This window comes from Pseudonocardia sp. NPDC046786 (assembly GCF_040645415.1).
GTDB lineage: Bacteria > Actinomycetota > Actinomycetes > Mycobacteriales > Pseudonocardiaceae > Pseudonocardia > Pseudonocardia kongjuensis.
In genome coordinates this window covers 57,834-77,011 of sequence record NZ_JBEYYF010000018.1, presented here as the reverse complement: position 1 = coordinate 77,011, position 19,178 = coordinate 57,834, and the positions used below count along the sequence as shown (strand labels likewise).

The following is a 19,178-nucleotide window of genomic DNA, read 5'->3' as shown; positions in this document are numbered from 1 at the left end:
TAGACACTCGTTGTAGTCACAGGAGTAACATCTGCCCCACTTGCATCGTGTGTCACGCGTCATGGAAGCCTGGGCACGGTGAGTGAGACCGTCTCGCAGATCCGTCTGCCAGGTGGATGTCGTCGACCAGGCAGAACTCGCACGGCGCGCCTCACCCGGCACAGAGCTGCAGGCATCTACCGTCACCCGGACGGGGACGACAGCAGGAGGATTGATCGATGCGCGCGTTGCGGGTCGTGGGGGTGACCGGGGACGGCTCGGTCGTCCTCGAGGACCCGGGGCGCCGCGAGCGCTACACGGTGCCGGCCGACGAGCAGCTCCGCGCTGCCGCACGTGGTGACGTGACCCGGCTCGGCCAGATCGCGATCGAGTTGGAGAGCCAGTTGCGCCCACGGGAGATCCAGGCCCGCATCCGGGGCGGCGCGTCGGTCGACGAAGTCGCCGCCGCGGCGGGCGTCCCGACCCAGAAGATCGAGCGGTTCGCCTACCCGGTCCTCCTCGAGCGTTCCCGCACCGCCGAGCTCGCCCAGAGCGCGCACCCGCAGCGGGCCGACGGCCCCGACTCGCGCACCCTCGGCGAGACCGTCGCGCACACCTTCGGCCTGCGCGGCCAGGACTTCACCGCGGCCGGCTGGGACTCCTGGAAGGGCGAGGACGGCAAGTGGGTCGTCGTCCTGACCTGGCAGACCGGGCGGTCCGACAACGCCGCACACTGGTCGTTCCAGCCCGGGGCGCACGGTGGCACCGTGTCCCCGCTGGACGAGCACGCCTCTGATCTCGTCGAGGGCCTCCCGGCGCGGCCGCTGCGCCCGCTCGGCTCGGTCGTCGACATCGCGCGCGACGAGGAGCCCGTCGGGGACCACCCCACCGAGGCCACCCCGGCCCGGGCGGTCGCGGGCGGCCAGGCGCACCCGCCGGCCGAGTCCTGGGGCCGCGGTATCGCGCCCGAGCAGCGGCGCGCCAGCCCGCCGCCGCGGCCGCGGGTCGAGGCACCCACCCGGGGCAGCACGACGCGGCCCGACGAGACCCGGGCACCGGCCGCCGCCGCACCGACGATCCCGCGGGTCGAACCCGCCGAGCCCGAGCACGCCGCCGGTACCGGGGCGGCCGACGGCGCCGCGGCCTCCTCCGCCGAGCCGATGCCCGGTGACGGGACCGCCTCCGTCGATGACGTCGACGGTGCCGGCGGGGCTGCGGCCGAGGCACGGGCCGCGGTCGCCGCGGACGGTGGCGCGGCGGGGCAGGCCACCGTTGGCGGGGAGCAGGGCAGCGACCCGGCACCCGGCGGCGGCACCGCGACCGACCGGGCGAGCACAGCACGCGACACGATCGCCGATGCCACGACGGGCCGCGACACCGCAGACCGGGGCATCGGCACCGGTGACGCAGCGCGCGGTACCGGTGGGGCGGACGACGGACCGGACACCGGCGCGCCGGCCGGTGACACGGCGAGCCGCGCCGTTGAACTCGACGGCGCCTCCCACCGGAACAACGCGACCGGCAACGCCGCGACCAGGAACACGCCGGCCGGCAGCGCAGCGAGCGACGGCACCGGCGGTGCCCGGTCCGGCGCGGCGGCGACGGACGGGAAGCCGAACCCGGGGGCGTCGGCGGCCGGTGACGCGGCGCCGGGCGCCGCGACGGCGACCGACACCACGGCCGGGGCCACCGGAGACCGACCGGACTCCGCCACCTCACCCACGGCCGACCGCACCGGCGTCACCGACTCCGACACCGAGCCCCACGCCCGGGCCGGCGCCACCGACTCCGACTCCGACTCCGATCAGAGCGCCGGCGCGACGGAGCAGGGTGGCGACACCTCGGAGCGACAGGACTCGACCACCGGGGCCGCCGACCAGTCGTCCCGCCAGCGTGGCGCGGCGTCCCGGCGGACCAAGAAGGGCAAGCCGGTCATGCCGTCCTGGGACGAGGTCCTCCTCGGCGTCCGCGGACAGCGCTGATCCGTTCGCCCAGCGCGCCGCCGACGCTCAGCCGGCGGTCACGGCGTGGAACGCGACCGCGGCCGCGGTGGCAACGTTCAACGAGTCGACCCCCGAGACCATCGGGATCCGGATCCGCCGGTCCGCGGCGGCCAGCGCCTCGTCACTGAGGCCCGGCCCCTCGGCTCCGAGCAGCAGCGCGACCCGGGTCCCGGCAAGCCCCGCGGTCGCCAGCGGCTCGGCGTCCGCCGCGGGGGTCAGCGCTGCCACCGTGAAACCGGTGTCACGCAGCGTGTCGAGCGACGCAGGCCAGCTGCCGGCCAAACGAGTGAACGGCACCCGGAGTACGTGGCCCATCGAGACCCGGACGCTGCGCCGATAGAGCGGGTCGGAGCAACCCGGCCCGAGCAGGATCCCGTCCACCCCCAGCGCGGCCGCGTTGCGAAACAGTGAACCGAGGTTCTCGTGATCACCGACGCCCTCGCAGACTGCGATCGTGCTGGCCCGCTCCAGCAGTCCGGCGACCGGCGGCTCGGGGACCCGGTCGGCGACGGCGAGGACGCCGCGATTGAGGTGGAAACCCACCGCCCGGGCCATCGTGTCCGCGTCCGTGGAGTAGGCCGGTACGTCCACCCGGTCGAGTTCGTCGGCGAGCTCCGCCAGGCGTCGCGGCACCCCCAGCAGCGAACGCACCGGGTAGGCCGATTCCAGCAACCGCCGCACGACGACGACGCCCTCCGCGATCACCAGTCCGCGCCCACCGGGCCGATCCGGGCGCCGATCGGCGGTGGTGAGGTCGCGGAAGTCGTCGATCCTGGGGTCGTCCGGGATGTCAACCGGCGTGAGTATGGCCACGAGAGCCGATCGTCCCACGTCACTGACCGTTCACCGCGCCCGGTCGCCCGGTCAGCCGGTACCGCCCGGTCCGGCGATATGTCACCGTGTACTGCCTCTCCCTTCGAAACCGGGCCTGGTCCGGGAGGGTGAGGAGGCGCTCCCCGTTCGATGGAGGTCGGTTCACGCATGGGTCAGGTGGTCGACCGGACGACGTTCACCCGGCGCGACCGCCAGCGATACCGGATCAAGGTGCAACGCTGCCTGGACTCCCTGGCGGACATGCTCCGCACCTACCCCTTCCCCGAGACCGAGCCGATGACCGGGGTGGAGGTCGAGTTCAATCTCGTCGATCCGGAGCTGGCGCCGTCGCTGAACGGTCACGACGTCCTGGAGACGATCAACAGAGGTGAGTGGCAGACCGAGCTCGGCCGCTGGAACCTCGAGCTGAACCTGCCGCCGCGGCCGTTGCCCGGCGACCAGTGGCGCCAGCTCGAGCACGAGCTGCTCGACCTGCTCGCCGGCGCCGGCGCCAAGGCGGGCGACCTGCGCACCCAGCTCGTCATGATCGGGATCCTGCCGACCCTCGACCCGGGCCACATGGTCGGGGATTCGATCACCGCGGACGACCGCTACCAGGCGTTGAACGACCAGATGCTCAACGCCCGGGGCGAGCCGATCCGGATCGACATCGCGGGCTGCGAACCCGACGAGCGGGTCAACGCCGATTTCGACACGATCATCCCGGAGGCCGCCTGCACCTCACTGCAGCTGCACCTGCAGGTGGCGCCGTCGGAGTTCGCCCGCTACTGGAACGCCGCGCAGTGCCTGGCCGGCGTCCAGCTCGGGCTGGGCGCGAACTCGCCGTTCCTGCTGGGTTCCCAGCTGTGGGCGGAGACCCGGATCCCGCTGTTCGAGCAGTCCTGCGACGTCCGCACCCCCGAGTTCCACAACCAGGGCGTACGGCCACGGGTCTGGTTCGGCGAGCGCTGGATCGACTCGGTGCTGGACCTGTTCTCCGAGAACGCCCGCTACTTCCCGGCCCTGATGCCGCTGACCACCGACATCGACCCGGTCGCCCAGATGCGTGATCACGGCTTCCCCGAGCTGCCCGAGCTGACCCTGCACAACGGCACGATCTGGCGCTGGAACCGGCCGATCTACGACAGTACGGGGCCCACCCCGCACGTCCGGCTGGAGAACCGGGTGCTCCCGGCCGGACCGACCACCGTCGACATGGTCGCGAACGCGCTGTTCTTCTACGGGCTGCTGCGCACGCTCGTCGAGTCCGACCAGGAGCTGTGGCGGTCGGTGTCGTTCGAGGCCGCCCGGGAGAACTTCCAGACCGCCGCCCGGCACGGCATGCAGGCGCCGCTCTACTGGCCGGGTACCGGCTGGATCAATCCGGACGAGCTGGCGCTGCGCAAGCTGATCCCGCTGGCGCACGAGGGTCTGGCCCGCTGGGGCGTCAGCGAGGCCGTCTGCGACCGCTACCTGACGGTGCTGGAGCGACGGTGCGTGACCCGGCAGACGGGGGCGTCCTGGCAGCTCGACACCGTCGCGGCGCTGGAGGCCCGCGGCGCGGACCGGATCACCGCACTGCACGGGATGCTCGAGCGCTACCTGCCCCGATCCGCCGCCAACGAGCCGGTGCACACCTGGGAGATCCCCGCCTGATCCCGGGCTGAACCGCCGGACCCGCTTCGCCATCGCGAAGGGTCTCCTGCCGAAGCGACCCGGCAGGGGCCGCTGCTCCCTACCGTCCTCCACCGCGCGACCGCCCCGGGCGCGTGAGGAGGTCGGAGCGCCATGTCCGTGCAGCAGCCGCCGGGACCGCAGTGCGGTCCCGCCCACCGGTGACGCAGCCGATGTCCCGGTTCCGCCTCTTCGGCCGCTCCGAGCCGGTCGACGACGGCCCCGATCCCTGGCTGGACGATCCGCCGCCGGTCCCCGGCCCGCCGCCGTCGACCCGACCCGCGACGGCCGCGGCCCGGCCCGCGCTCTGGACACCCAGGCGCCCGGCGCAGGATCCGCCCGCCGATCCGGAGCCGGTGACGGACCCGTTCGGGTTCCCGGCGCTCCGGGCCCGGGGTGCCGCCGAGACCGGCACCGAGGGTGCCGGATGGGGTCCGCCGGTCAGCCCCGCAGCCGATCCGCCGCTGGTGTTCACCGCACCCGCCCGCTCCACCTCCGACGGCCCGGCGCCCGCGCCGGGGACGGCGCCGCCGGAGCCGGACGCCGGGCCGGCCACCGGGCCCGATATCGGGACGCGGCGTGCGCCGACGACCGCACGCGCCGACACGCTCACGCCCGGCACCGGGGCGCTCCCCCCACCGGAGACCACACCCACCGGCCCCGACTCCACGCCCGGGCCCCCGCCGACCACCCCGCCGTCCGACGGGGCGAACCCCGTCCCTCCCCCGGCGACCACCCCGGACGACGCGGACCACACGGACCCGGTCGACCCCGCCGCGGCCGCCGCCCTGGCCGGGGCGTTCGCCGCCGACCTGCTCTCCTGGGACGAGAACGATCCCGACCGGCGCGGCCGCGCGCTCGGCGCCCACCTGTCGTCACCGGTGGGAGCGGCCCTGCTCGGCTGGACCGGGACCGGCCGCCAGCGCGCCGATCTGGTGCTGCCCGGCCGCATCCGGCGCGAGGGCGGACGGGTGCTGGTCGAGGTCCGGGTCCGGGTCGTCCCGTACCGCCGGGTGGATGCCCGCACGCCCGGCGCACCCGAGCCGGAGCCCGAGCGTCCGCTCGGCGAACCGGCTGCCGCACCCGCCCCGTCGGCCCGCGGCTGGCGCGGGCTGGCGGCCCGCTGGGTGCGGATCGAGGTGACCGTCGCCCGGGACGGTGACCGGCTCGTCGTCGACGCGGGCCCGGAGCCCGGGCAGCGCACGCCGAGCCCGCACGATCTCGCCGGACGGCCCCGGTGAGCGGCGGGACCGGGGCGGCCGGACTGACCGGGCCGGCCGGGGTGACCGGGGCGCGCCGCGTCCCCGCGGTCGGCGGGCTCGCCGGCGGCGTCGGCACCACGACCGTCGCGCGCGCACTGCGGGCCCGCGATCTCGGCGTCGTCGGGGGCACCGATCTCCTGCCGGACGTGCTGCTGTGCCGGGACACGGTGGCCGGGCTCGCCGCCGCCGCCCAGGTCGCGCCGCGGCCGGGCCCCGGCGCACCGGTACTCGCGCTGCACCCCGGACGGACGGAGCCTGACGGGTTCGACGCCGCCGCGGGCCCCGGCTGGGCGGCCGTCGTTGCGCTGCCCGCGGTGCCCGGCTGGACCCGATCGCCCGATCCATGGTCGGACGCCGGCACGGTGTTCATCCGTTCCGCGCCGTCCACCGCGGTCCGCCGGTACGCCGAGGCGCTCGGCCGGATCGTCGCCGCACTGGCCGCCGGGGACCGGCTCGCGCACCCGCTGGTCGCCGGCACCGGCGGCGGACTGCGCCCGCTGCGCGGCGCCGTCCCGCTCCCCCGGACCGGGCCCGGTGACCCGTGCGACCGCTGATGCTGGTGCCCGCCCTGCTCGCCGCCCTGCTGACGGTGCCCGCCCCGGCCGCCGCCGCGGAGCCGCCCGGATCGTCCGGGATCGACGTCGACCGCGTCCCGGAGGTCGCCCGGCCGCACCTTCCGCTGGTCACCGAGCTCACCACCGAGGGGTGCCCGGAGCTGCCGCCTGCCTGGGTCGTCGCGCAGGTGCAGGCCGAGTCCGGCTGGGACCCGGAGCTGCGGACCGGCTCCGCGACGGGGTTGCTGCAGGTGTCCGAGCGGACCTGGACCGCGGCGGGCGGCGCCCCCTGGCCGGATCCGGCGCTCACCGATCCCGCGGCGCACCTGCGCACCGTCGTGCCGTGGCTCTGCGCCACGCTGCGGGCCGCCGCGGGGCACCTGGCGACCACGCCGAAGGACGTCGCGGTGCTCGACGCGATGCTGGTCTGTCATATCGCGGGCTGCCGCCGGGTTACCGGTTCGGCGTCCGGCGTGCCGGTCGCCGGCGAGGCCGGCTGCTCGCAGGCGTGCGCGTCGGCGGTCCGCCGCTACCTCGACGCGGTGCACGACCTGGTTGCCGACTACTCGACCGGCAGCCCGGCCGCTCCCCCGGCAGCCGTGTCGCCCGCCGATCCGGCGTCGGCCCCGGCACCGGCCTGGACCGGCGGGCCGACGCCCTGCCGGGAACCCGATCCGGTCCGCCCGGACGGCTGCCTCACCGGCGCCACCGCGCACGGCCTCGCCGCGGTCCGGGCCGCGTTCGGGCCGGTGATCGACACCGTCGGCTGCTGGGACGAGCACCGGCACAACCCCCGCTCCGACCACCCGAAGGGACGCGCATGCGACCTGTTCACCGGTCCGGCGGGCCGCTTCCCGGAGGAGCCGGACCTGGCGGAGGGCTGGCGGATCACGCACTGGCTCGCGGCCAACGCGGAACCGCTGCGGATCCGCTACCTGATCTGGCAGGGCCGCTACTGGGACCCGTCGGTGCGCGACGACGGGACCGGCTGGGGCCGCCGCTACACCGGTGGCGGGATCTACGACACGTCCGACCCGACCGGCGGTCACTACGACCACATCCACATCAGCTTCGCGGAGTAACGATCGCGCTCGTGCTGCTCGCCCCGGTGACGGTGCTGCTGCTCGTCGTCGCACCCGGTTCCGCACCGCCGGACGGCGGCGTGCTGACCGTGGACGACCGGACCGCACTCGGCGATCCCGGCCCGGATCGCGGATCGGATCCGCCGGTCCCGGCCGTGCTGCCGGCGTCCCCGGAGGCGGTCGCCCGCGCCTACCTGGCGGCGGCCCACGGCGGCGCCCCGGGCAGCGCCGGAACGACCCGCCGGGACGCCGCCGGGTACGCGATCCCGGGCGGCGCGGGCTTCCCGGTCCTCGATCCGCCCGGCCCGGGCGGGCGGCGGATCGCGGTCGTCGAGGCACTCGAACCGGCGGGGAGCGACCCGGTGCGCGGGCGGGTCGCGTTCGTCGCCGGGATCCGGGCGACGACCGCGGCGGTCGGCGCCCCGCCGCGCACCGAACGGTGGCGGACCCGCGTCGTGCTGCACCGCGGTCCCGCGGGCCGCTGGCTGGTCGCCGCCGACACCCCGATCACCCCCGACACGCCCGACGTGGGCGACTGACCCGAGGAGCGGGCGATGACCTCCGGCGAGCTGGAAGAAATGATCAAGACTCTGGTCGCGAAGGGGGTGACGGTGCTGCTGCTGGTGCTCGGCCCCGGCGGCGAGCTGATCGGGGTGACGCCCGGCGACGACGGCCCGGTGCCCGCTCCGGGCATCTCCGAGCAGGTCGCCGCACCGGACCGGACCTCCGGGCCGGACGATTCGGGCGGCTCCGGCGAAGACCCGGCACCATCGCGGGATGACATCGCGGACGGCGGGACCGGCGAACAGGTGAGCAGAGCAGAGGGCAGCGGCAGCACCGCCGCCGAACGGCACGGCTGGGGCGAGCCCGTCCGCTCCGACGACTTCGACGACGGCCTCTCCGGCTGGAACATCTACGACGGCCCCGGCCACGCGGGCAACGGCCGCCGCACCCCGGACGCGGTGAGCGTCGCCGACGGCGTCCTCACGATCACCGGCGACGCCGACGGCAACACCGCCGGGATGGCCTGGACCGACGGCAGCCAGCAGTACGGCCGTTGGGAGGGCCGGGTGCGTGCGCCCGCGTCCGACCCGTCGTACAACGCCCTGCTCCTGCTCTGGCCGACCGCGGAGAACTTCCCGGTCGGCGGCGAGATCGACTTCATGGAGATGATGGACCCGACCCGGCAGAAGACGAACATCTTCGTGCACTACGGGCCGGACAACTCCCAGATCGACGGCGCGGTCGAGATCGACGGCACCGGCTGGCACAACTGGGCGGTCGAGTGGACCCCGGACCGGATCACCGCCTACGTCGACGGCGAGCAGTGGTTCGAAACGACCGACCCGACCGTCCAGCCGCCCGGCCCGATGCACCTGTGCATCCAGCTGGACTGGTTCCCGAAGGGTGGCCCGGTGCGCGAGTCGCGGATGGAGGTCGACTGGGTCCGGCAGTACCCGCTCGGGTGATGCCCGCAGCGGCTCTCAGCGTCGCCACAGGCCGGCATCCCTAGCGTGTTGCGCGTCGCCACGAGAAGGAGGACGGCGTGCAGCAGGAGGCACCCGAGCGGGCACGGCACCGCACGCCGGATCCCGAGGCGCCCGGCCGGCGCCGGTGGCCGACCGTCCTCGGTGCGCTGCTCGCGGTCGGTGCGCTGGCCGGCGTCGTCGGCGTCGCCGCATCGGTCGACCTGACCGGCGGCTCCGGCCGGGACACCCCGCCGGCCGCCGCACCGGCGCCCGAGGAGTCCCCCGGCGGCATGCACGACCAAGAGCGGCCGGACCAGGTCGCCGCGCTGGACCCGGCGTCGCGGTCCGAGGCCGAGGCCGGCGTCCGGCACGGCTGGCGGATGATCGCCGGTGACGAGTTCGACGGCGCCGAGCTCGACCTGGACCGCTGGGCCCCCTACACCGGCGAGACCACCGGCGGCGTCGGCAGGCACATGGCCGAGAACCTGTCGGTGCGCGACGGGCGGCTGCTGCTCACCAGCCGCGGCCTCACCTCGGCCGGCCTGCACTGGAAGGGCGGCATGCAGTACGGCCGCTGGGAGATCCGGGCCAAGACCAACCCGGGCACCGGCTACGGCGACGTCGCGCTGCTCTGGCCGGTCGCCGAGGACTGGCCGGTCGGCGGCGAGCTGAACTTCATGGAGATCCCGAAGGGCGACCGCTCCGAGACGCACACGATCGTCCACTACGGCGAGGACAACAGCCAGGTCGGCAAGACGATCACCGGCGACTTCACCGAGTGGCACAACTACGCCGTCGAGTGGCTGCCGGACCGGGTGGTGTTCTACATCGACGGCGTCGAGGTCTTCCGGACGATGGATCCCGACCACATCCCGCCGCGCCCGATGCACCTGGCCATGCAGCAGGACATCGGCCCGTACGGCAAGGACTGGATCGCCCCGCTCGACGAGACCTCCCCCGACGAGCTCGACTTCGAGGTGGACTGGGTGCGCATCTACGCGCCCTGATCGGCGGAGCACCGTCCTCGCTCGGCGGCGGGACGGTGTGACTGGGGAAAGAAGGAGGCCCCGGCTCCTGTGGGAGCCGGGGCCTTCTCCTGTCCCGAACTGACGCGCCGCTCCCACCACGAAGCGACGAGACGTAAGTTAGCTCAGGCTAGCCTTACTTGACAAGTGAATTCCTAGCCGAGCAGCTCGCGCAACGGTCCCACGCCGAAGTACCCGACGAACAGCACCGCGACCACCCACATCAGCGGGTGCACCTGCCGGGCCCGGCCGGTCAGCGCGGCCAGCACCACGTAGGAGATGAAGCCGGCGCCGATCCCGTTCGCGATCGAGTACGTGAACGGCATGACGACGACGGTGAGGAACACCGGGATCGCCGTGCGCAGATCGTCCAGCTCGATCCCGGTGACCTGCCGGAACATCAGCGCACCCACCACGACCAGCGCCGGTGCGGCGGCCTCGACCGGCACGATCGCGTACAGCGGCGTGAAGAACATCGCCAGCAGGAACAGCAGACCGGTCAGCACGTTCGCCAGACCGGTCCGGGCGCCCTCGGCGATCCCGGCCGCCGACTCCACGAACAGCGTGTTCGACGACGACGAGGCCGCGCCCCCGGCGACCGCGCCGGCCCCCTCGACGACCAGTGCCCGGCCGACGTTCGGCAGCTTGCCCTGCTCGTCATTGAGCCCGGCCTGCCTGCCGAGCCCGGTGAGCGTCCCCATCGCGTCGAAGAAGTTCGCCAGCACCAGGGTGAAGATCAGCAGGACGACGGTGATGATGTCCAGCCGGGCGAAGGCGCCGAAGGACACCTGGCCGACCAGCGACAGGTCCGGCATCCCGACGATCTGCGACGGCAGCTCGGGCACCGCCAGCGACCAGCCACCCGGGTTGTCCGGCCCGCCCGGCCCGACCTGCGCCAGCGCCTCGACGAGGATCGCGATGACCGTGTTGAGCACGACGCCGATCAGGATCCCGGCCCGCACCCCGCGCGCGACGAGCACGCCGACGATCAGCAGGCCGAGCACGAACACGAAGGTCGGCCAGGACGCGATCGACCCGTCGATGCCCAGCCCGACCGGCACGGTGGTGTTGGCCTCGTCCGGCAGCCGGCGCACGAAGCCCGAGTCGACCAGTCCGATCATCGCGATGAACGCGCCGATGCCGACCGCGATCGCCGTCTTCAGCTCGGTCGGCACGGCGTTGAAGACCGCGGTGCGGAAGCCGGTGACGGCGAGGATCACGATGATCAGGCCGTTGATGACGACCAGGCCCATCGCCTCCGGCCAGCTCATCAGCGGCGCGATGGTCACGGCCAGCAGGGTGTTGATCCCCAGCCCGGTGGCGATCGCGAACGGGTAGTTGGCGAGCACCCCGAACAGGATCGTCATCACGCCCGCGACCAGGGCGGTCACCGCGGCGACCTGGGCCAGCGGCAGGATGCCGCCGAGCGCGTCGGTCTTCGCCGACGGGTCGGTCGCGGTGACGCTGCCGAGGATCAGCGGGTTCAGGACGATGATGTAGGCCATCGCCATGAAGGTGACGAGTCCCCCGCGCAGCTCCCGGGGGATCGTGGACCCGCGCTCGGACACGCGGAAGTAGCGCTCGATCACGGCGACACCCTAGACGCGGCGCAACGCTGCGCCGTCCGGCGGTACGCGTCGTTACAGTGCAGGATGTGACGGCATCCCACGACGGCGACCCGCCGCCCCCGCCCGCGTTGCCGTCCCGGTTCTACGAGTCACCGCCGGTGCTCATCGGCGGGATGGCCGTGTGGGCGATCGCCGCCGGGATCGCGCTGTGCAGCGGGTTCGTCGCCGGAACCGGCCCCGGCGAGGTGTTCTGGACGTGCATCGCCGGCCTCGGCGTCGGCCTGTTCGGTGCGCTCGTGTTCTCCGTGCAGCGGGCGGCCGCCCGCCGGGGCGACCGCTCCGCGCAGCGCGGGGTCGAGCCCGGCTGACACCGGCCACCTAGGCTCGGGGCATGACCGCCGAGCACAAGACCGCTGTCGTCACGGGCGCCTCCTCCGGGATCGGCGCCGCCACCGCCCGCGCACTCGGGAAGGCCGGGTTCCACGTCGTCCTCGGTGCCCGCCGGGTGGAGCGCTGCCAGGAGATCGCCGACGAGATCGGCGGCACCGCGCTGCCGCTGGACGTCACTGACGCCGACTCGGTCCGCGCCTTCGACGAGGCCGTGCCGGAGGCCGCCGTCCTGGTCAACAACGCGGGCGGCGCCAAGGGCCTCGACCCGGTCGAGCAGGCCGACGAGGAGCAGTGGCGCTGGATGTGGGAGACGAACGTGCTCGGCACGCTGCGGCTGACCAAGGCGTTCCTGCCGAAGCTGCGCGCCTCCGGCGACGGGCACGTGATCACCGTGACCTCGATCGCCGCGCTCGACTGGTACGACAACGGCGCAGGCTACACCGGGGCCAAGCACGCCCAGGCGATGCTGCACCGGACGCTGCGCGGCGAGCTGCTCGGTGAGCCGATCCGGGTCACCGAGATCGCCCCCGGCATGGTCGAGACCGAGTTCTCCGAGGTGCGTTTCGACGGCGACGCCGAGAAGGCCGCGAAGGTCTACCAGGGGCTGACCCCGCTGACCGCCGACGACGTGGCCGACACCATCGTCTTCGCCGCGACCAGGCCGTCGCACGTCAACCTGGACCAGATCGTGCTCAAGCCGCGCGACCAGGCGTCCGGCACCCGGCGGCACCGGCGCGGCTGAGGCGCTACAGGGTCTCGTCGGACCGGCGGCGCTGCTCGGCGTCGTCGGCCGGTTCGTCACCGGCGGCCGCGCCCGCGATCCGCTCCTCGGACTCGCGCAGGATCTCCTCCGCGCCGTCCCGGTCCGGCGCGCCGGTGCCCTGCTCCTCCGGGAGCGGGGTGGCCCGGGCCTCGGCGCGGTCGGTGGGGACGTCCGGGTTCTGCGGGGCGCTCATGCCGGGTGCGTACCCGTTCCGGGCCGGTTTCTCACGGGCGCCCGGCGCGCACCCGACCGCTCAGAGCGCGCAGCCGACCAGCACCGGCTCCGGGTGCAGGGCGACGCCGAACCGGGCCGCCACCCCGTCGCGGACCTCGCGGGCCAGCGCGAGCAGGTCCGCCGTCGTCCCGCCGCCGCGGTGGGTGAGCGCCAGCACGTGCCGGGTCGACAGCGACACCCGGCCGCCCGGCCCGGCGTGGCCGCGGGCGAACCCGGACTGCTGGATCAGCCCGGCCGCGGACAGCTTCACCCGGCCCTCGCCGGCCGGCCAGGCGGCGATCCCGTCGGTGGCCGGTGCGTCGGCGGCGTCCAGGATCGGGTTGGTGAAGAACGACCCGGCCGACCAGGTGTCGTGGTCGGCGGCGTCGAGCACCATGCCCTTGCCGCGGCGCAGTGCCAGCACCGCCTCGCGGGCCGCCGCCGGATCGACCCGGGTCTCCGGTTCGACGCCGAGGGTGCGGGCCAGCTCGGCGTAGCGGATCGGGGCGGAGCGGCCGTCGGCGTGCAGCGTGAACCGGGCCCGCAGCACGATCGCGTCGTCGTTGCCCTTCAGCACGCTCGTCCGGTAAGCGAGGCCGAGCGCGGCGGCCGGCACGTGCTCGCGGACGGTGCGGGTCCGGCGGTCGTAGAGGTCGACGTCGACCAGCAGATCGGCGATCTCGACGCCGTAGGCGCCGACGTTCTGCACCGGGGTGGCGCCGGTGCGGCCGGGGATGCCGGACAGGCACTCGAGCCCGCCGAGCCCGTCGGCGACGGTGGCCGCGACGACGTCGTCCCAGTCCTCACCGGCCTCGACGGTCAGCAGCACCGCCCCGTGGCGCCGCTCGTGGACGATCCCGTGGCCGGCCAGCAGCACCGCGGTGCCGTCGAACCCGTCGTCGGCCACCACCAGGTTGGAACCGCCGCCGACCAGCAGCACCCGCTCCCCGGCGGCGTCCGCCGACCCGACCGCGTCCACCACCTCGGCGGCCCCCTCGGCGCGCACGATCCGGGCGGCCGGCCCACCCAGCCGCAGCGTGGTGTGCGCGCTCAGCCGGGGATCGATGGTCGTCGAGGCGGGGGAGCTCACCCGTCAACGGTAACCTGCGCGCATGCCGCGCTCGCTCGACTACCGCGCCACCTCCGTGCACCCGGCGGAGAAGGTCTACGCCGCGATGGTGGACCGTGACCTGCTGGAGCAGCAGCTGAAGCACCTCGGGGGTCCGGGGGCCGCGATCACCGCCTACGAGACCGAGCCGGGCGGCGTCCGGTACACGCTCCGGCACGGCATCTCCGCCACCGACCTGCCGTCGGTGGTCACCTCGTTCATCCCCGGCGGCGACCTGAAGATCGACCGCACCGAGCACTGGCGGTCCGGCGGGGCCGGGCGCTACGACGGCACCGGCTCGGTCGAGGTCGTGGGGACGCCGGCGACCGCCCGGTCGGTGATGCGGATCGTCGACGTCGACGGGGGCTCCGAGGTCATGATCCGGGCCGAGGTGACCGTGCGGGTACCGCTGATCGGATCGCGGATCGAGGAGGCGGTGGCCGGGCAGATCGAGAAACTGCTGGCCGCCGAGACCGAGTTCACCCTGAAGCAGATCTCCTGATGACCGGCCGCCGGTACGTCATCACGCTGTCCTGCCCGGACCGGACCGGGATCGTCGCGCGGATCGCGTCGTTCCTCGCCGGCCTCGGCGCGTCCATCACCGAGGCCGCCTACCACGCCGACGTCGAGGCCGGGGTGTTCGCCACCCGCCAGGTCGTCGACGCCGCGTCCGTCCCGTGCGACGTCGAGGAGCTCCGCGAGCTGTTCGCCCCGGTCGCCGCCGAGCTCGGCGGGGAGCACCGGATCTCCGACACCGGGACCCGCAAGCGCGCCGTGCTCCTGGTGACGCGCGACCAGCACTGCCTGCACGACCTGCTCGGACGAGTGTGGACCGGCGAACTGCCGGTGGAGATCACCCGGGTGATCGGCAACCATGCGTCGCTGGAGCCGATCGTGACCGCGCACGGGGTGCCGTTCCATCACGTGCCCTTCCCGGCCGCCGGCGACCGGTTCCGCGAGCAGGGCAAGGTCACCGCGTTCGAGGAGATCCGCAAGCTGGTCGACGCCGACGACCCGGACGCCATCGTGCTGGCCCGCTTCATGCAGATCCTGCCCGCGCACCTGTGCGAGGCGTGGGCCGGGCGGGCGATCAACATCCACCACAGCTTCCTGCCGTCGTTCGCCGGGGCCCGGCCCTACCACCAGGCGCACCGGCGCGGGGTCAAGCTGATCGGGGCGACCTGCCACTACGCCACCGCCGATCTGGACGCCGGCCCGATCATCGAGCAGGACGTCACCCGGGTCGACCACGGCGACACGGCCGCAGACATGGTGCGCCGCGGCCGCGACATCGAGCGGCTGGTGCTGGCGCGGGGACTGCGCTGGCACCTGGAGGACCGGGTGCTGATCCAGGGCAACCGCACCGTCGTCTTCCACTGATCCGGCCGCCACACGCCACGCCACGCCCGCGCCCCGCGCCACGCCCCACCCACGCCACGCCCCGCCACGCCACGCACCCCGCCGCGCCACGCACCCCGCCGCGCCCGCGCCCCGCCCGCCCCACCCGCACCCCGTCACCCGCCGAGATGCAGATCAGCGGGGATTGTGGATCTTTCCGGCCCGCTGAGCTGCATCTCGGTGGGTCGAGCCGAGAGCGTGCCGGACCTCCGCGACGATCCGGCCGGGAGCGCGGCGCATGTCCTGAGCGGTGTAGCGCAACACCCGCCACCCCTCGGCGACGAGCCGGGTGTGCCGGCGGGCGTCGGCCCGGGCCGCCTCGGGCGTGGCGAAGTGGCCGCCGCCGTCGTACTCGACGCCCAGCAGCGCCGCCGGATAGGCGAGGTCCAGCCAGAGGATCTCGTTGCGCCCGTCGACGACCGGATGCTGCGGCACCGGCCACGGCAGCCCGGCCCGCACCAGGATCAGCCGGAGACGGGTCTCCGGCGGCGAGCCGGACCGGGCGTCGGCCCAGCACACGGCGTCGAGGGCCTTCCGCACGCCGCGCAGTCCCGGATGCCGGGCGGCGAACTCCCGCAGCAGGTCCGGGGCGAACGCACCCGCGGGCCAGCGCGTCCACCGCGACGACGCCCTCGACCGGTGGGAGCCGCCGGGCCAGGTCGAACGCCGTCCGGATCCGGCCGGTCGCCCGGACGCCGCCGAGCTCGGTGACGTCGTCGGGATGCAGCAGGTCGCGCCGGACCCGGACGACGCCCGCGCGGCTCCGCGGCCCGGCCCGGACCGCGGTCACGGCGACCTCGGCGGGCGCGTCGCGCGGTGCGCACGAGGCGCCGAGCAGCTCGGCCGCCGAGTATCCACAGAGGATGGCCCCGGGTCCCGCCCAGGCGTACGCGGCGAGTGACCGGAGCCGCAGATCGGGCGGGCACGTCTCGGCCCGGACGTAGGTGTCGGGTAGCACCCGGGTGAACTGCGGCCCGCGCAACAGATCGGGGGTGACCAGGCCCGAGGCCACCGCCACCGTGCCGCGGAACACCTCGGGCAGACCGGGAACCGTCATCCGTGGACGGTCGCGCGCCACCCGGACCCGCCGCTGCCGAACCCCGGCACCCGGTCGCGATCGCGAACCTCCGACCCGCGCAGCCCGCACCCCGTCACTCACCGAGATGCAGATGAGCGGGCCGGAAAGATCCACAATTCCCGCTGAGCTGCATCTCGGTGAGTGACGGGGTACGGGGCGAGGCGCGACGCGGGGCGAGCGCGGCGGGGCGCGGGGCCGCGAGACGCAGAGCGCCCGCCCCGCGGGTGCGGGACGGGCGCTCGGGCGCGGGTCAGGCGGCGCGCTGCTCCGCGACCACCGGCTCCAGTGCGATCTCCAGGACCTCGGCGACATCGGCGACCGGGTGCACCCGCAGCTCACCGCGCACCGACTCCGGCACGTCGTCCAGGTCGGGCTCGTTGCGCTTCGGGATGATCACGTCGGTCAGCCCGGCCCGGTGCGCGGCGAGCAGCTTCTGCTTCACCCCGCCGATCGGCAGGACCTTGCCCTGCAGGGTGACCTCGCCGGTCATCCCGACCGAGCTGCGGACCGGCCGCCCGGAGGCGAGCGAGGCGAGCGCCGTGGTCATCGTGACGCCCGCGGACGGGCCGTCCTTCGGGACGGCGCCGGCCGGGACGTGCACGTGCAGCTTGCGCTGCGCCAGATCCCCGGCGAGCCCCTTCGACCGCAGGTAGGACAGCGCGATCGAGACGGACTCGGTCATCACCTCACCGAGCTGCCCGGTGATCTGCAGGCCGGGCTCGCCGTCCATCGCGGTCGCCTCGATGAACAACACGTCCCCACCGGCACCGGTGACGGCCAGCCCGGTCGCGACCCCGGGGACCGAGGTGCGCTCCGCGGTCTCCGGCGTGAACCTCGGCCGGCCGAGGTAGCCGACGAGCGAGTTGGCGTCGACCGTGACCGGGCCCTCGGCGCCGCCGTCCAGCTCGACGGCGACCTTCCGGAGCACCTTCGCCAGACCGCGCTCCAGCTGGCGGACGCCGGCCTCCCGGGTGTACTCGGCGGCGATCATGGACAGCGCGACATCGGTGAACTCGACGTCGTCCGGCTCCAGACCGGCCGAGGTGATCTGCCGCGGGAGCAGGTGGTCACGGGCGATCGCGACCTTCTCCGGCTCGGTGTAGCCGTCGAGCGTCACGACCTCCATCCGGTCGGCGAGCGGACCGGGGATCGCCGAGCCGTCGTTCGCGGTGGCCAGGAACAGCACGTTCGACAGGTCGAGGTCGACCTCCAGGTAGTGGTCCCGGAACGTGTGGTTCTGCGCCGGGTCCAGCACCTCCAGCAGGGCCGCGGTCGGGTCGCCGCGGAAGTCGCTGCCGACCTTGTCGATCTCGTCCAGCAGCACGACCGGGTTCATCGACCCGGCCTCCCGGATGGCCCGGACGATGCGGCCCGGCAGCGCGCCGACGTAGGTGCGCCGGTGCCCGCGGATCTCCGCCTCGTCCCGGACGCCGCCGAGCGCGACCCGGACGAACTTCCGGCCGAGCGAGCGGGCCACCGACTCCCCCAGCGACGTCTTGCCGACGCCGGGCGGGCCGACCAGGGACAGCACGGCGCCGGAGCCGCGCCCGCCCACGGTGTCCAGGCCCTTGCGGGTACGCCGGGACCGGACGGCCAGGAACTCGATCAGCCGCTCCTTGACGTCGTCGAGGCCGGCGTGGTCGGCGTCCAGGATCCGGCGCGCCTCGACGAGGTCGTCGGAGTCGGTCGTGGTGGTGGTCCACGGGATGTCGAGGACGGTGTCGAGCCAGGTCCGGATCCATCCGGACTCGGGGCTCTGGTCGGAGGCCCGCTCCAGCTTGCCGACCTCGGTCAGCGCGGCCTTGCGGACGTTCTCCGGCAGGTCGGCGGCCTCGACCTTGGCGCGGTAGTCGTCGTCGGCGGCGTCCGGGTCGCCCTCGCCGAGCTCCTTGCGGATCGCGGCGAGCTGCTGGCGTAGCAGGAACTCGCGCTGTTGGCGCTCCATGCCCTCGCGGACGTCGTTCGAGATCTTCTCCGAGACCTCCTGCTCGGCGACGTGCTCCTTCGTCCACTCCAGGAGCTTCTCCAGCCGCACGGTCACGTCGGTCTCGGCGAGCAGCTCGGCCTTGTGCGCGACGTCCAGCCAGGACGCCCATCCGGCCAGGTCGGCGAGCAGGCCGGGATCGGAGGTCTGCTGCACCGAGTCGATGACCTGCCAGGCGCCCCGCTGCTGCAGGATGCCGACGACCAGCGCCTTGTACTCCTTGGCGAGCTCGTGGGTGCGCCCGGTCGGCTCGGCCTCGGTCAGCGGCTCGGCCTCGACCCACAGCGCGGCACCGGGCCCGCCGACGCCGCTGCCGATCCGTGCGCGGCGCTCGCCGCGCACGACGGCGGCCTGGTCGCCGTTGGGGAGCCTGCCGATCTGCTCGAGCACGGCGACGACGCCGACGGAGCCGTAGCGGCCGTCGATCCGGGGGACGACGAGCACCCGCCTGCCGTCGTCGCGGTCACGGTCCTCGCCGGCGCGTTCGCCTGCGGTGGCCGCGTCGACGGCGGCACGGGTGTCGGGTGCGTCGAGCCGGACCGGGACCACCATGCCGGGAAGCACGACGGCGTCGTCGAGGGGCAGAACGGGGAGGGTCAGCACGTCTGTCATGTCCTGGCCAACGCTTACACCGTTGCGCCCAATCCGCTGTCCGCTCACGGCGAACGGCACCGCCCCGCAGCGTAACGCCGCGCAACACCACGACGAGTGCGGCAGCAACGGGCGGGGCCATCCGGTGGCCCGCAGGGAGGTGTCCGATGCGCCGCGTCGTGCCCGCCGTCGTCTGCGCCGCGGTCCTCCTGCTCGCCGGGTGC

Annotated in this window: 18 protein-coding genes; 12 read left to right on the top strand and 6 right to left on the bottom strand. The window is 74.4% G+C overall.

Annotated features, from left to right (window positions below; all coding sequences use genetic code 11):
* Positions 1-218: 218 nt before the first annotated feature.
* Complete coding sequence (gene sepH, locus ABZ881_RS21325) at positions 219-1,961, top strand: septation protein SepH (protein ID WP_358486994.1); 1,743 nt, start codon at positions 219-221, stop codon at positions 1,959-1,961.
* A 27-nt stretch (positions 1,962-1,988) separates the two neighbouring features.
* Here sepH and ABZ881_RS21320 read toward each other — a convergent pair whose 3' ends face one another.
* Positions 1,989-2,795 (bottom strand): RNA methyltransferase, encoded by an 807-nt coding sequence (locus ABZ881_RS21320; RefSeq protein ID WP_358486992.1) that lies wholly within the window; start codon positions 2,793-2,795, stop codon positions 1,989-1,991.
* Positions 2,796-2,963: 168 nt separating this feature from the next.
* Between ABZ881_RS21320 and ABZ881_RS21315 the strand changes: the two genes are divergently transcribed.
* From ABZ881_RS21315 to ABZ881_RS21285, 7 genes are all read left to right on the top strand, one after another.
* Positions 2,964-4,451: a glutamate--cysteine ligase gene (locus tag ABZ881_RS21315; protein ID WP_358486990.1), complete on the top strand. Its 1,488-nt coding sequence runs from the start codon at positions 2,964-2,966 to the stop codon at positions 4,449-4,451.
* Positions 4,452-4,642: 191 nt separating this feature from the next.
* A complete protein-coding gene (locus tag ABZ881_RS21310) occupies positions 4,643-5,710 on the top strand; it encodes a hypothetical protein (protein WP_358486988.1) in 1,068 nt (355 codons plus the stop codon).
* The gene (locus tag ABZ881_RS21305) at positions 5,707-6,285 is read left to right on the top strand and encodes a hypothetical protein (protein ID WP_358486986.1); all 579 of its coding nucleotides are present in this window, start codon (positions 5,707-5,709) and stop codon (positions 6,283-6,285) included. Before ABZ881_RS21310 ends, ABZ881_RS21305 begins: the two co-directional genes overlap by 4 nt.
* Positions 6,273-7,367 (top strand): hypothetical protein, encoded by a 1,095-nt coding sequence (locus ABZ881_RS21300; RefSeq protein ID WP_358486983.1) that lies wholly within the window; start codon positions 6,273-6,275, stop codon positions 7,365-7,367. Before ABZ881_RS21305 ends, ABZ881_RS21300 begins: the two co-directional genes overlap by 13 nt.
* Positions 7,368-7,378: 11 nt before the next feature.
* Positions 7,379-7,906, top strand: coding sequence for a hypothetical protein (locus ABZ881_RS21295; protein WP_358486981.1), 528 nt, complete (start codon positions 7,379-7,381; stop codon positions 7,904-7,906).
* A 15-nt stretch (positions 7,907-7,921) separates the two neighbouring features.
* Positions 7,922-8,836 (top strand): glycoside hydrolase family 16 protein, encoded by a 915-nt coding sequence (locus tag ABZ881_RS21290; RefSeq protein ID WP_358486979.1) that lies wholly within the window; start codon positions 7,922-7,924, stop codon positions 8,834-8,836.
* Between the two features lie 77 nt (positions 8,837-8,913).
* Positions 8,914-9,843, top strand: coding sequence for a glycoside hydrolase family 16 protein (locus tag ABZ881_RS21285; RefSeq protein ID WP_358486976.1), 930 nt, complete (start codon positions 8,914-8,916; stop codon positions 9,841-9,843).
* 173 nt (positions 9,844-10,016) lie between these two features.
* On the opposite strand, the gene ABZ881_RS21280 is transcribed toward ABZ881_RS21285, so the two are convergent.
* A complete protein-coding gene (locus ABZ881_RS21280) occupies positions 10,017-11,450 on the bottom strand; it encodes an NCS2 family permease (RefSeq protein WP_358486975.1) in 1,434 nt (477 codons plus the stop codon).
* Between the two features lie 65 nt (positions 11,451-11,515).
* Between ABZ881_RS21280 and ABZ881_RS21275 the strand changes: the two genes are divergently transcribed.
* Both ABZ881_RS21275 and ABZ881_RS21270 read left to right on the top strand, forming a co-directional pair.
* Entirely contained in the window at positions 11,516-11,797 is a 282-nt protein-coding gene (locus ABZ881_RS21275; RefSeq protein ID WP_358486973.1) for a DUF2530 domain-containing protein, read from the top strand.
* Positions 11,798-11,820: 23 nt separating this feature from the next.
* Positions 11,821-12,561 (top strand): SDR family NAD(P)-dependent oxidoreductase, encoded by a 741-nt coding sequence (locus ABZ881_RS21270; RefSeq protein ID WP_358486970.1) that lies wholly within the window; start codon positions 11,821-11,823, stop codon positions 12,559-12,561.
* 4 nt (positions 12,562-12,565) lie between these two features.
* Here the strand turns inward: ABZ881_RS21270 and ABZ881_RS21265 are convergent, their stop codons facing one another.
* Both ABZ881_RS21265 and ABZ881_RS21260 read right to left on the bottom strand, forming a co-directional pair.
* Entirely contained in the window at positions 12,566-12,775 is a 210-nt protein-coding gene (locus tag ABZ881_RS21265; RefSeq protein WP_358486969.1) for a hypothetical protein, read from the bottom strand.
* Positions 12,776-12,835: 60 nt separating this feature from the next.
* Positions 12,836-13,885, bottom strand: coding sequence for a UDP-N-acetylmuramate dehydrogenase (locus tag ABZ881_RS21260; protein WP_358486966.1), 1,050 nt, complete (start codon positions 13,883-13,885; stop codon positions 12,836-12,838).
* A 22-nt stretch (positions 13,886-13,907) separates the two neighbouring features.
* On the opposite strand from ABZ881_RS21260, the gene ABZ881_RS21255 reads away from it, so the two are divergent.
* Positions 13,908-14,405, top strand: coding sequence for a DUF2505 domain-containing protein (locus ABZ881_RS21255; protein WP_344018364.1), 498 nt, complete (start codon positions 13,908-13,910; stop codon positions 14,403-14,405).
* Positions 14,405-15,283: a formyltetrahydrofolate deformylase gene (gene purU / locus ABZ881_RS21250; protein WP_344018366.1), complete on the top strand. Its 879-nt coding sequence runs from the start codon at positions 14,405-14,407 to the stop codon at positions 15,281-15,283. The genes ABZ881_RS21255 and purU overlap by 1 nt, the downstream gene beginning before the upstream one ends.
* A 153-nt stretch (positions 15,284-15,436) precedes the next feature.
* On the opposite strand, the gene ABZ881_RS21245 is transcribed toward purU, so the two are convergent.
* Together ABZ881_RS21245 and lon are read right to left on the bottom strand one after the other, a co-directional pair.
* The gene (locus tag ABZ881_RS21245) at positions 15,437-15,841 is read right to left on the bottom strand and encodes a DUF559 domain-containing protein (protein ID WP_358486964.1); all 405 of its coding nucleotides are present in this window, start codon (positions 15,839-15,841) and stop codon (positions 15,437-15,439) included.
* A 788-nt stretch (positions 15,842-16,629) separates the two neighbouring features.
* The gene (gene lon / locus ABZ881_RS21240; protein ID WP_358486962.1) at positions 16,630-18,975 is read right to left on the bottom strand and encodes an endopeptidase La; all 2,346 of its coding nucleotides are present in this window, start codon (positions 18,973-18,975) and stop codon (positions 16,630-16,632) included.
* Positions 18,976-19,178: the final 203 nt, after the last annotated feature.